This window comes from Streptomyces sp. NPDC004031 (assembly GCF_053604375.1).
In genome coordinates, this window is record NZ_JBSGHL010000035.1 from 1 (window position 1) to 12,093 (window position 12,093).

General features: G+C 73.5%; 9 protein-coding genes. All 9 read right to left on the reverse strand.

All coding sequences use genetic code 11. The annotated features are described in order from the left end of the window. Positions 1 to 167: 167 nt before the first annotated feature. The 9 genes from murG to rsmH all read right to left on the reverse strand — a co-directional run bounded on the left by murG (position 168) and on the right by rsmH (position 11,894). Positions 168 to 1,262 (reverse strand): undecaprenyldiphospho-muramoylpentapeptide beta-N-acetylglucosaminyltransferase, encoded by a 1,095-nt coding sequence (murG, locus tag ACWERV_RS22145; RefSeq protein WP_398191257.1) that lies wholly within the window; start codon positions 1,260 to 1,262, stop codon positions 168 to 170. A gap of 6 nt (positions 1,263 to 1,268) precedes the next feature. After that, positions 1,269 to 2,591, reverse strand: a complete 1,323-nt coding sequence (ftsW, locus tag ACWERV_RS22150) for a putative lipid II flippase FtsW (RefSeq protein ID WP_452935586.1) — start codon at positions 2,589 to 2,591, stop codon at positions 1,269 to 1,271. A 55-nt stretch (positions 2,592 to 2,646) separates the two neighbouring features. Then, positions 2,647 to 4,092: a UDP-N-acetylmuramoyl-L-alanine--D-glutamate ligase gene (gene murD, locus ACWERV_RS22155; RefSeq protein WP_452935589.1), complete on the reverse strand. Its 1,446-nt coding sequence runs from the start codon at positions 4,090 to 4,092 to the stop codon at positions 2,647 to 2,649. Next, positions 4,089 to 5,153 carry a phospho-N-acetylmuramoyl-pentapeptide-transferase gene (mraY, locus tag ACWERV_RS22160; protein WP_452935592.1) on the reverse strand — a complete coding sequence of 355 codons (1,065 nt, stop codon included), beginning with the start codon at positions 5,151 to 5,153 and terminating at the stop codon, positions 4,089 to 4,091. The genes murD and mraY overlap by 4 nt, the downstream gene beginning before the upstream one ends. Then, positions 5,150 to 6,592 (reverse strand): UDP-N-acetylmuramoyl-tripeptide--D-alanyl-D-alanine ligase, encoded by a 1,443-nt coding sequence (locus tag ACWERV_RS22165; protein WP_452935594.1) that lies wholly within the window; start codon positions 6,590 to 6,592, stop codon positions 5,150 to 5,152. The genes mraY and ACWERV_RS22165 overlap by 4 nt, the downstream gene beginning before the upstream one ends. Then, positions 6,589 to 8,265 carry a UDP-N-acetylmuramoyl-L-alanyl-D-glutamate--2,6-diaminopimelate ligase gene (locus tag ACWERV_RS22170; protein ID WP_452935597.1) on the reverse strand — a complete coding sequence of 559 codons (1,677 nt, stop codon included), beginning with the start codon at positions 8,263 to 8,265 and terminating at the stop codon, positions 6,589 to 6,591. The genes ACWERV_RS22165 and ACWERV_RS22170 overlap by 4 nt, the downstream gene beginning before the upstream one ends. 2 nt (positions 8,266 to 8,267) lie before the next feature. Further along, positions 8,268 to 10,277 carry a peptidoglycan D,D-transpeptidase FtsI family protein gene (locus ACWERV_RS22175; protein WP_452935600.1) on the reverse strand — a complete coding sequence of 670 codons (2,010 nt, stop codon included), beginning with the start codon at positions 10,275 to 10,277 and terminating at the stop codon, positions 8,268 to 8,270. 142 nt (positions 10,278 to 10,419) lie between these two features. Beyond that, complete coding sequence (locus tag ACWERV_RS22180; RefSeq protein WP_452935602.1) at positions 10,420 to 10,905, reverse strand: hypothetical protein; 486 nt, start codon at positions 10,903 to 10,905, stop codon at positions 10,420 to 10,422. Next, the gene (rsmH, locus tag ACWERV_RS22185) at positions 10,902 to 11,894 is read right to left on the reverse strand and encodes a 16S rRNA (cytosine(1402)-N(4))-methyltransferase RsmH (protein ID WP_398191233.1); all 993 of its coding nucleotides are present in this window, start codon (positions 11,892 to 11,894) and stop codon (positions 10,902 to 10,904) included. The genes ACWERV_RS22180 and rsmH overlap by 4 nt, the downstream gene beginning before the upstream one ends. Between the last annotated feature and the right edge of the window lie 199 nt (positions 11,895 to 12,093).

Consider the following 12,093-nt stretch of genomic DNA (forward strand, 5'->3'; position numbering starts at 1 on the left):
AAGGCGACGTTCGGGTCGTCGGTGATGTCGATGCCGCGCAGCAGCGGGAAGGCCGCGTCGTCCAGCTCCATGGCCGTGCCCTCGGCGGCCTTGAGGCTCCGGTCCCGGCGCCGGGTCCTGTCACGCCTGCCATGTCCGACTCCCCGCTGATCGACTCCCGCCGGGCTCTATCGTGCCCGGCGGGCGCCCACCGCCTCGTACACCATGCCGACGAGCAGGTCGTCGGCGTCCCTGCGGCCGAACTCGGCGGCGGCGCGGGACATGTCGTAGAGCCGGTGCGGGTCGGTGAGGACGGGCAGGACGTTGCCGAGCACCCAGTCCGGCGTCAGCTCGGCGTCGTCGACCAGCAGGCCGCCGCCCGCCTTGACCACGGGCTGGGCGTTGAGCCGCTGCTCGCCGTTGCCGATCGGCAGCGGCACGTACGCGGCGGGCAGCCCGACCGCGGACAGTTCGGCGACGGTCATGGCCCCGGCCCGGCACAGCATCATGTCGGCGGCGGCGTACGCGAGATCCATCCGGTCGACGTACGGGACGGGGCGGTACGGCGGCATGCCGGGCATATTGTCGGCCTTGGGCAGCTCGTTCTTGGGGCCGACCGCGTGCAGGATCTGCACGCCGGACTGCTGGAGCCGCGGGGCGACGGTGGCGGCCACCTCGTTGAGCCGGCGGGCGCCCTGCGAACCGCCGGAGACGAGCAGCGTCGGCAGGTTCTGGTCCAGGCCGAAGGCGTGCCGGGCCTCGGGGCGGGCCGCGGCGCGGTCCAGGGTGGCGATGGAGCGGCGCAGCGGGATGCCGATGTAACGGGAGTCGCGCAGCTTGCTGTCGGGGGTGGAGACGGCGACCGCGTGGGCGTAGCGGGAGCCGATCTTGTTGGCCAGGCCCGGACGGGCGTTGGCCTCGTGCACCACGATCGGCACGCCGAGCCGCTTGGCGGCGAGATAGCCGGGCAGGGCGACGTAGCCGCCGAAGCCCACGACGCAGTCGGCCTTGGTGCGCTCCAGGATCTGCTCGGCGGCCTTGATGGTGCCGCGCAGCCGGCCGGGCACGGTGATGAGTTCGGGGGTGGGCCGGCGCGGCAGCGGGACGGCCGGGATGAGCGCGAGTTCGTAGCCGCGTTCGGGCACCAGCCTGGTCTCCAGACCCCGCTCGGTGCCGAGGGCGGTGATGCCCACTGTCGGGTCCTGCCTCCGCAGGGCATCGGCGAGCGCGAGCGCAGGCTCGATGTGGCCGGCGGTCCCCCCGCCGGCGAGTACGACGTGCACCGAAATTCACCGCTCTCCGGACGGCCGTCGGGTGACGTACCGTCGCATCGTCCGTGTCATTGCCCGGCTCGGGAATTTACGCCCGCTCCGCCCCCGCACGGCCAGTGCCGCTCGCGCCGCCGGCTCGCTCCTGGCGAAGGAGATCAGCAGCCCGATCGCGAACATCGTCGGCAGGAGGGCCGAACCCCCGTAGGAGAACAGCGGGAGCGGGACTCCGGCGATCGGCAGCAGGCCGAGCACCGCACCGATGTTGATCACGGCCTGCACCGTGATCCAGGTGGTCACGCCACCCGCTGCGAACCTGACGAAGGGGTCCTCCGTACGACCGGCCACGCGGATACCCGCGTAGCCTAGTGCCGCGAAGAGGGCGAGTACCGACAGCGTCCCCGCCAGACCCAGTTCCTCCCCCGTCACGGCGAAGATGAAGTCGGTGTGCGGCTCGGGCAGTTCGCCCCATTTCTCCACGCTCGCCCCGAGTCCCGAACCGAACCAGCCGCCCGAGGCGAGGGCGTAGATGCCGTGCACCGCCTGCCAGCAGCCGTTGTCGGGGTCGGAGGCGGCGATGCAGTGCAGCCGGTCCATCCGGTTGGAGCTGGTGACGATCGCCAGGAACGCGAGCACGCCCGCGCCGCCGAGCACCCCGGCGAACAGCCGGGTGGGCGCGCCCGCCAGCCACAGCATGCCGAAGAGGATCGCGGTGAGGATCATCGTGGTGCCCATGTCGCCGCCGAGCATGATGAGTCCGAGCAGCAGCACGGTGACCGGCACGAGCGGCACCAGCAGATGCTTCCACTGCACCAGCAGGCCCTTGTCGCCCTTGCGGGCCAGCAGGTCGGCGCCCCACAGCACCAGCGCGAGCTTGCCGAACTCGCTGGGCTGGATCTGGAAGGGGCCGCCGATGGAGATCCAGTTGGTGTTGCCGTTGACGGTCTGTCCGATGCCCGGCACCTGCACCAGGCACATCAGGAACACCGAGCCCAGCAGTATCGGGTAGGCCAGCGCGCGGTGCAGCCGCACCGGCATCCGCGCGGCCGCGTAGAGCAGCACCGAGCCGATCGCGACGGCCAGCAGCTGCTTGCGGAAGTAGAAGGTGGACGGCAGCCCGTAGCGCAGCGCCTGGATCATCGACGCCGAATAGACCATCACCAGGCCCAGCACCGTGATCAGCAGGCTGCCGCCGAGGATCACGTAATAGGCCGTCAGCGGCCGGTCCCAGGCCGCGCGCAGCCGGCCGGGCAGCCGGGCCGCTGCACGCAGCGCGCTGGGTGCCTGGGGCCGGCCGCCGGGGCGGCGGGCGGCGCCGCGGGGCGTCGAGCCGTGTGCCGTCATGCGTCCCCTCCGTCGGTGCGGTGCGCCGCGGCCCGCTGCTGCCGGGCCGCGGCGGCTAGTGCGCCGCGGTGTCCGGCGAGGCGGCGCGGACCGCGTCGGCGAACATGTCGCCGCGCTCGTTGTAGTTGCTGAACATGTCCATCGACGCGCACGCGGGCGCCAGCAGGACGGTGTCACCCGGTACGGCCAGCCGCCGCGCCTCGGCAACGGCCGCGGACATCGCCCCAGTGTCGGTCCGTTCCAGGTCCACCACCGGCACCTGCGGGGCGTGTCGCGCCAGGGCTTCGCGGATCAGCGCGCGGTCGGCGCCCATCAGCACCGCGGCGCGCAGCCGCGGCGCGGCGGCCCGCACCAGCTCGTCGAACTCCGCGCCCTTGGCGAGCCCGCCGGCGATCCACACCACGTGGTCGTACGCGGTCAGCGAGGCCTGGGCGGCGTGCGTGTTGGTCGCCTTGGAGTCGTCGACCCAGGTCACCCCGTCCTGCACCGCGACCTCGGCGATGCGGTGGGCGTCCGGCCGGAAGGCCCGCAGGCCGTCGCGGACGGCGCCGGGCGGCACCCCGTAGGCGCGGGCGAGCGCCGCGGCGGCCAGCGCGTTGGCGACGTTGTGCGGGGCGGACGGCTGGACGTCGGCGACCTCGGCGAGCTCCTGGGCCTTGGTGCGGCGGTCGGGCACGAACGCCCGGTCGACCAGCAGGCCCTCGACGACGCCCAGTTCCGACATGCGGGGGGCGCCCAGGGTGAAGCCGATCGCCCGGCAGCCCTCCTCGACGTCCGCCTCCTCCACCAGCTTCTCGGTGGCCGGGTCGGCGGCGTTGTAGACGCACGCGACCTGGTTGCCGTGGAAGATCCGGCCCTTGTCGGCCGCGTAGTCCTCCATCGAGCCGTGCCAGTCCAGGTGGTCGGGCGCCAGGTTGAGCACGGCCGCGCTGTGCGGCCGGATGCCGGGCGCCCAGTGCAGCTGGTAGCTGGACAGCTCGACGGCGAGGACGTCGTAGGGCTCGTCGCCGAGCACCGCGTCCAGCAGCGAGACGCCGATGTTGCCGACCGCCGCGGTGCGCAGGCCCGCCGCGGTGAGGATCGCGGCGAGCATGCGGGTGGTGGTGGTCTTGCCGTTGGTGCCGGTGACCGCGAGCCAGGGCGCGGCGTCCTCGCCGCGCAGCCGCCAGGCCAGCTCGACGTCGCCGATGACCTCGACGCCCGCGGCCGCGGCGGCCGTGAACAGCGGGCTGGACGGCTTCCAGCCGGGCGCGGTCACGACCAGCTCGGTGCCCTCCGGCAGGGTGTCCCCGTCGCCGAGGCGTACGGCGATGCCCAGCGCCTCCAGTTCGGCGGCCTCGGCCTGCTGCCGCTCCCCCGCGGTGCCGTTGACGACCGTGACGTGCGCGCCGAAGGAGTGCAGCGCCTTGGCCGCGGGCACCCCGGACACCCCGAGGCCGGCGACGGTGACCCGTACGCCCGCGAAGGCGGCGCCCGGGTGCGCGGGGGCAGCGGCGGTCATGAGGCGGCCACCCAGGCGGCGTAGAAGATGCCGAGGCCGACGGCCATGCACATGCCCTGGACGATCCAGAAGCGGACCACGACCAGGACCTCGCTCCAGCCCTTGAGCTCGAAGTGGTGCTGGAGCGGTGCCATGCGGAAGACGCGTTTGCCGGTCAGCCGGAAGGAGCCGACCTGGATGACCACCGACATGGTGATGAGCACGAACAGGCCGCCGAGGACGGCGAGCAGCAGCTCGGTGCGCGAGCAGATCGCCAGGCCCGCGAGCGCGCCGCCGAGCGCGAGGGAGCCGGTGTCGCCCATGAAGATCTTGGCCGGGGAGGTGTTCCACCACAGGAAGCCGAAGCACGCGCCCATCAAGGCGGCGGCCACCACCGCGAGGTCGAGCGGGTCGCGCACCTCGTAGCAGGCGCCGTTGGCGCTCACCTGGGCGCCGCACCACTGGCCGTACTGCCACACGCCGATGACGGTGTAGGCGGCGAAGGCCATCGTCGAGGCGCCGGTGGCCAGGCCGTCGAGGCCGTCGGTGAGGTTCACGCCGTTGGACATGGCCAGGATCATGAACAGCGCCCAGACCACGAAGATGACCGGGCCGATCGACCAGCCGAAGTCCGTGGTGAAGGACAGCTTGGTGGAGGCCGGGGTCTGGTTGCGGGAGTCCGCGAAGTTCAGCGAGAGCACCGCGAAGGCGACGCCGACGATGAGCTGGCCGGCCATCTTCGCCTTGGCGCGCAGGCCCAGGCTGCGCTGCTTGACGATCTTGATGTAGTCGTCGAGGAAGCCGACGACGCCGAGCCCGGTGGTCAGGAAGAGCACCAGCACACCGGACATGCTCGGCTTGTCGCCGGTGATGAGCTTGGTCGCGGCGTACGCGATGAGCGTGGCCAGGATGAAGGCGATACCGCCCATGGTGGGCGTGCCGCGCTTGCTGTGGTGCGCCTGCGGGCCGTCGTCGCGGATCATCTGGCCGTAGCCCTTGCGAGCGAGCAGCCGGATCAGCAGCGGGGTGCCGATCAGGGACAGGAAGAGGCCCAGCACCCCGGAGACGAGGATCTGCTTCATCGCGCGGCACCCTCGCCGGCTGCCGCTCCGCCCGGGACGTCCTCGGTCAGCGCCAGGGCGACGGCCTCCAGGCCGACCGACCTGGATGCCTTCACCAGCACGACGTCACCCGGCCGCAGCTCTGCGCGCAACAGGTCGATCGCCGCCTCTGCGTCGGACACGTGCACCGACTCCTCACCCCACGAACCCTCGTTATAGGCGCCCATCTGCAGCCACGCGGCTTCCTGACCGCCGACGCAGACGAGCTTGCTGACGTTGAGCCGGACGGCCAGCCGCCCCACCGCGTCGTGCTCGGCAAGCGCTTCTCCGCCCAGTTCGGCCATCTTTCCCAGCACCGCCCACGTCCGTCCCCCCCGGGCCTGCGCGGGCCTGCCCATCGCCGCGAGTGCGCGCAGGGCGGCCCGCATGGATTCGGGGTTCGCGTTGTAGGCGTCGTTGACGACCGTCACGCCGTCGGGGCGCTCGGTGACCTCCATCCGCCAGTGCGACAGTGACCCGGCTTCGGAGAGCGCGGTGGCGATCTCCCTTACGGGCATGCCGAGTTCACTGGCGACGGCGGCTGCGGCGAGCGCGTTCGACACGTGGTGCTCACCGTACAGGCGCAAGGTCACGTCGGCGCACCCGGTGGGGGCATGCAGTGTGAACACCGGCTGCCCGCGGTCGTTGAGGTGCACGTCGGAGGCCCTGACGTCGGCGTGCTCGCTCTCCCCGAAGAGCACGATCCGCGCCTTGGTCCGGTCGGCCATGGCCCGCACCAGAGGGTCGTCGGCGTTGAGGACGGCGACGCCTCCGGCGTGCTCGTCCGGCAGCGCCTCGACCATTTCGCCCTTGGCCTGGGCGATCTGCTCCTTTCCGCCGAACTCGCCGATGTGGGCGCTGCCGACGTTCAGCACGAGCCCGATCCGCGGCGGCGTCAGGCCGGTCAGGTAGGCGATGTGGCCGATGCCGCGGGCGCCCATCTCCAGCACCAGGTGCCGGGTGCTCTCGTCGGCTCTGAGGGCCGTCAGCGGCAGCCCGATCTCGTTGTTGAGCGACCCGGGGGTCCACACGGTCGGGCCGAGCCGTTGCAGGACCTGTGCGAGCAGGTCCTTGGTGCTGGTCTTGCCCGCGGAGCCGGTGAGCGCCACGACGGTGGCGCCCAGCCGTTCGATGACGTGCCGGGCCAGCGCGCCGAGCGCGGCCTGCACGTCGTCGACGACGATCGCGGGCACCCCCGGCGGGCGGGCCGCGAGCACCGCGACCGCGCCGGCGGCGACCGCGCCGGGCGCGAAGTCGTGGCCGTCGGCACGCTCGCCGGCGAAGGCCACGAACAGCGCCCCGGGCACCACCTCGCGGGAGTCGTGGACGACCGGCCCGGTCACCATGACCGCCTCGTCCGGTATGTCGTGCGTGGTCCCGCCGACGGCGCGTGCGACCTCGGCGAGGGAAAGGGGGATCACGATGCCTTCCGGTCCTTCTCGATCGCGGCGCGCAGCACCTCTCGGTCGTCGAACGGTCGCACCACGCCGGCGATGTCCTGGCCCTGCTCATGGCCCTTGCCGGCGACCAGCACGACGTCGCCCGGCTCGGCGCGGGCGACGGCGGCGGCCACCGCGGCGGCCCGGTCGGGCTCCACCAGGACGTGGCCGCGCTGCTCGGCGGGCACCTGCGCGGCCCCGGCGAGCATCGCGGTGAGGATCGCCAGCGGGTCCTCCGAACGCGGGTTGTCCGACGTCAGGACGGCGGTGTCGGCGAGCCGGGCCAGCGCGGCGCCCATCGGGGCGCGCTTGGTGGCGTCGCGGTCGCCGCCGCAGCCCAGGACGGCGTGGATACGGCCGCCGGTGGTGGTGCGCAGCGCGCGCAGCACGGACTCGACGGCGTCGGTCTTGTGCGCGTAGTCCACGACCGCCAGGTACGGCTGCCCGGCGTCCACCCGCTCCAGCCGGCCCGGCACCCCGGGCACCGCCGCGACGCCCTCGGCGGCGGTGTGCGGGTCCAGGCCCGCCGCGGCCAGCGCGGTGATCGCGGCCAGCGTGTTGGCGACGTTGAACGGGCCGGGCAGCGGGGAGGTCGCGGCGAAGCGCTCGCCCTTGGGCCCGACGACGGTGAAGCTGCTCGTCATCGGCCCGGCCTCGACGTCCTCGGCGCGCCAGTCGGCGTCCAGGCTGCCCTGCGCCGAGAACGTCACGAGCGGCACCCCGGCCTCGGCGACCAGCCGGCGGCCGTACTCGTCGTCCAGGTTGACCACCCCGAGCCGGCTGCGGCGCGGGGTGAACAGCTGCGCCTTGGCCTGGAAGTAGTCCTCCATGCCGGAGTGGAACTCCATGTGCTCCGGGCTGAGGTTGGTGAAGACGGCGACGTCGAAGAGCGCGCCGTCCACCCGGCCGAGCACCAGGGCGTGGCTGGAGACCTCCATGACGACCGAGGCGACCCCGCGCTCGCGCATCACCGCGAACAGCGCCTGGAGGTCGGTGGCCTCCGGGGTGGTGCGCTCGCTCTTGATGCGCTCGTCGCAGATCCGGGTCTCGACGGTGCCGATCAGTCCCGTCCCGCCGTGCGTCGCGGCCCGCAGGCCGCCCTCGACGAGGTAGGAGGTCGTGGTCTTGCCGGAGGTGCCGGTGACGCCGATGCGCAGCAGCGCCTCGCCGGGCTCGCCGTAGACGGCCGCGGCCAGCTCGCCCATCACCGCCCGGGGGTCGCCGACGGCCAGCACGGGCAGCGACGTGGCGGCGGCGCGCTCGACGCCCGCCGGGTCGGTCAGGACGGCCACGGCGCCGGCCGCCGCCGCCTGGGCGGCGAAGTCCGCGCCGTGGAAGCGGGCGCCGGGCAGCGCCGCGTACACGTCGCCGGGGCGGACCGCGCGCGAGTCGTGGGTGATCCCGGTGACCGCGGTGTCACCGCCGGGATCCGGCACTCCGAGCCGCCGGGCCAGGTCGGTCAGCGGGGTCGGGCGGATGCGCGACGGGCGCGGCGCGCCCGGCGGGGTGAGGGTGGTGGCTTGATCAGGGTTGGGCACGGCGGTGAGGTTACCGGCCCGGCCGGGCTGCGGGCCAAAACGGGCCGGGCGCGGCAGCCGCGGGTCGCGCGCGCCGCGCGGGGCGGCGCCGGGGTGGCCGTGGTCGGTGCCCGCCATGCTCACCGTCCCTTCGGGCCGGACGGCGACACCACGGGGGCGGCCGTCTCCGCCGGGTCGAAGTCGAGCGGGAGCTTGGGCGCGGGGGCGCCGGAGGGCGGCACCCGAAGGGTCTTGAGGGAGAACTCCATCACCTGCTTGAAGACCGGGCCGCAGATCGAGCCGCCGAAATAGCTGCCCTTGGTCGGGTTCTGGATGACGCAGGAGATCGTGACGCGCGGGTTGTCGGCCGGTGCGAAGCCCATGAAGGACGCGGTGTAGCCGTGGTACCTGCCGGTTTTCGGGTCCACCCGGTTGGCCGTACCCGTCTTGCCCGCCACCCGGTAGCCGTCGATCTTGGCCTTGGTGCCGGTGCCCTCCTCGCTGCCGACCACCGACTCCAGCATCTGCGAGAGCGTCGTCGCGGTCTTCGTGCTGACCACCCGGGTCTTCTCCGGCGCCGGGGACGGGACGAAGCGCCCGTCGGGGCCGGTGATGCCGCGGATGAGGCTGGGCTGGACGCGTACCCCGCCGTTGGCGATGGTCGCGTACACGGAGGTGGCCTGGAGGGCGTTGAGCGACAGGCCCTGGCCGAAGGGGATCGTGTACTGCTGCGAGGCGTTCCAGTCCTTGGGCTTGGCCAGGATGCCGGGGGTCTCGCCGGGGAAGCCGATGCCGCTGGGGTCGCCGATGCCGAACTTCTTCAGGTACGAGTAGAGCACCTGGTTGGCCTGCGCCTGGGTCTTGCCGAGCTGCCCGGTGGCCTCGATGGTGCCGATGTTGCTGGACTTGGCGAGCACGCCGTTGAGCGTCAGGTACCAGGTGCCGTGGTCGACGTCGTCGTGGAAGACCCGGTCGGCGCGCGGCAGCGTGCCGGGCACCACGACCCGGGTCTCGGGGGTGGCGGTGCCGGTGTCGATGATCGCCGCCATCGACATGAGCTTGCTGACGCTGCCCGGCTCGTACGCGTCCTGCATCGCGGCGTTGCCGAGCGCCTCGGGGTCGGCGTGCGTGAGGTCGCCCGGGTCGAAGCCGGGGGCGTCGGCCATCGCCAGCACCTCGCCGGTCCTGTTGTCCATGACGATGACGTAGCCGCGGTCCGCGTGCGACGCCGCGACCTGGGCGCTGATCGCGCTCTGGGCGGCCCACTGGATGTCCCGGTCGAGGGTCAGCCGGACGTTCGAGCCGGGCACCGCGGGCTGCTGCTGGACGCCCGCGGTCGGCACCTGGCGGCCGTTGGACTGGGCGTAGCGGATCTTGCCGTTCCGGCCCGCGAGCTGCTTGTCCAGCATCGACTCCAGGCCGCCGCCGCCCTTGCCCTGGCTGTTGACGAAGCCCAGCACGCCCGCGGCGAGGTCGCCGCCGGGATAGACGCGCTTGGTGTGCGGCTCGCTGAACACGCCCGCGAGCACGTTCGCGCCCGGCTGCTTCAGCGACTGCGCGGCCAGCGACTTCTTCAGGTCGGAGATCTGGCTCCACACCTGCGGCGTCTGCTGCCGCGCCAGCAGCTGGTAGCGGGAGTTCGGCGTCGACAGCTCGCGGGCGAGCGTGGTCGCGTCCACCCCGACGATCGGTGCGAGCAGCTCGGCCGCGCGGGTCGGGGCGTCCTTGGACTTCGCCTGCTCGGGCGTGAAGAGATAGGGGTCGGCGGTGATGTCGTAGGCGTCCACGGTCGCCGCGAGGGCGACGCCGTCCCGGTCGGTGATCGTGCCGCGGTCCGCCGTCACGTCGTGCGTGACCCAGCGGTTGACCGCGGCCTTCGCGGCGTACGCCGACGCGTCCAGGGCCTGCACCTGGAGGAGCCGCACGACGAAGATGCCCATCACGAGGGTGAGGGCGACCCCGACGAGCCGCAGCCGCGGCCGCGGCCGCCCCAGCCGCACGACCCCCGCGGGGCGGGTGCGCCGGGGGCCGGGGAGACCTTCCCGCCGCCTGGGCGGCTGCGGTTGCGCCTGCCCCTGCCGCTGCCTCGCCGGCGGGCGCGGTCCCGGGCGCGGGGGGCGCCCCTGCCCTTGCCCTGCGGGCCTGCTCATCGGACACCTCCGTGCCCCTGGGGGTACCTCCCAGGCGAAGCGCTGGGGGAGAACTGCGCGACCGGCCACGACGGCGGGAAGGCCGCGTCCGCCTCCGCGAGAGGCACCCCGGAGCGCAGAGGGGCGCGGTTGACCGGCATGCTCACCTCGTCGGGGTCGGGGTCGGGTTCGTGGTCGCCGGGCTCGGCGGCGCGCTGGACGGCGTACCCGGCGACGGTGTGGTGGTCGGGCTCGCCGGTGAGGCGCTGGGCTTCGGGGACGGAGGGGGCGGCGGGGCCGTCGCCCGCTCGGGGGTGCCGAGGACGGAGCCGTCGGGTCCGAGGAACGCCGGGTTGCCGCCCGGCACCATGCCGAGCCCCCGCGCCCGGTGCTCCAGGGAGCCGGGCGCCCCGTACTGGTCGACCTCCTGCTGGAGCTGCTGCTGCTCGTCCGTGTATCCCGTCGTCTCCTTCTCAAGCTTGTTGAGCTGGAAGGAGTCGCGGTTGACGGCGGCGTTCAGCAGCAGCAGCGCGATGAGGCCTCCGCCGAGCAGGGTCACGACGAGGATGACGAACGGGGTGCGCGCCGCGGTTGCGGTGCGGCCGCCGCCGGGCCTGCGGGCGGGGCGGGCAGCGCGGGCGGGGCTCATGACAGCTCCTCCCCGATGTGCTCCTCGCGGATCCGCTCGGCGGCGCGCAGCCGGGCGGGCGCGGCGCGGCGGTTCTCGGCGATCTCGTCCTCGGAGGGCAGTTCCGCGCCGCGGGTGAGGAGTTTCAGCCGTGGCTGGTACTGCTCGGGCACGATCGGCAGTCCCGGCGGGGCGGTGGTGCTCGCACCGGCCGCGAAGACCTGCTTGACGAGCCGGTCCTCCAGCGACTGGTAGGAGAGCACCGCGATCCGGCCGCCGACGGCGAGCGCGCCGACCGCGGCCGGCACCGCGCGTTCCAGGACCGACAGCTCGCCGTTGACCTCGATGCGCAGCGCCTGGAAGGTGCGCTTGGCGGGGTTGCCGCCGGTGCGCTTGGCGGCCTGCGGCAGCGCGTTCCTGATGAGCTCGACGAGCCGGGCGCTGGTGGTGAAGGGCTCGCGTTCGCGTTCCCGTACGACCGCGTCGACGATCTTGCGGGCGAACTTCTCCTCGCCGTAGGAGCGCAGGATGCGGACGAGTTCGCCGGGCGGGTAGGTGTTGAGGACCTCGGCGGCGCTGATCCCGGTGGTCTGGTCCATCCGCATGTCCAGCGGGGCGTCCTGCGCGTAGGCGAAGCCGCGGTCGGCCTCGTCGAGCTGCATGGAGGACACCCCGAGGTCGAACAGCACGCCCTGGACGCGCGCCACGTTCAGCGAGGAGAGGACGTCGGGGAGTTCGTCGTAGACGGCGTGCACGAGGGTGGCGCGGTCGCCGAAGGGTTCCAGGCGGCGGGCGGAGAGCTTGAGCGCCTCGGGGTCGCGGTCGAGGGCGACGAGCCGGGCGGAGGGGAAGGTGCCGAGCAGTGCCTCGCTGTGCCCGCCGAGCCCGAGGGTGGCGTCGACGACCACCGCGCCGGGTTCGGCGAGGGCCGGCGCGAGCAGGTCGAGGCAACGCCGCAGCATCACCGGGACGTGCCGCGGCTCGGTCGGCTGCGGGGGGGTGTCGCTCATGGAGGGGCCGGCCCTTCTCGGACGGTGCTGGCGCGCGGCCCGCCCTGGCGGCGGCGGCCGGCGGTCGGACGTAGAACCTGGTCCCCGCCCGCTCGGCAGAAACGTTCCCCTGGCACCGGGGAAGTGGTGCCAGCGAAACCGTGGAGCGGGAGGAGGCCGAGCCGTACGTCCGCGCGGGTGGTTCGCGGCGGGTGCGCGG

Coding starts and splice junctions, on each gene's coding strand:
- ftsW (WP_452935586.1), bottom strand. CDS start 2,591: ATGACGGCACACGGCTCGACGCCCCGCGGCGCCGCCCGCCGCCCCGGC.
- murD (WP_452935589.1), bottom strand. CDS start 4,092: ATGACCGCCGCTGCCCCCGCGCACCCGGGCGCCGCCTTCGCGGGCGTA.
- mraY (WP_452935592.1), bottom strand. CDS start 5,153: ATGAAGCAGATCCTCGTCTCCGGGGTGCTGGGCCTCTTCCTGTCCCTG.
- ACWERV_RS22170 (WP_452935597.1), bottom strand. CDS start 8,265: ATGGCGGGCACCGACCACGGCCACCCCGGCGCCGCCCCGCGCGGCGCG.
- ACWERV_RS22175 (WP_452935600.1), bottom strand. CDS start 10,277: ATGAGCAGGCCCGCAGGGCAAGGGCAGGGGCGCCCCCCGCGCCCGGGA.
- ACWERV_RS22180 (WP_452935602.1), bottom strand. CDS start 10,905: ATGAGCCCCGCCCGCGCTGCCCGCCCCGCCCGCAGGCCCGGCGGCGGC.
- rsmH (WP_398191233.1), bottom strand. CDS start 11,894: ATGAGCGACACCCCCCCGCAGCCGACCGAGCCGCGGCACGTCCCGGTG.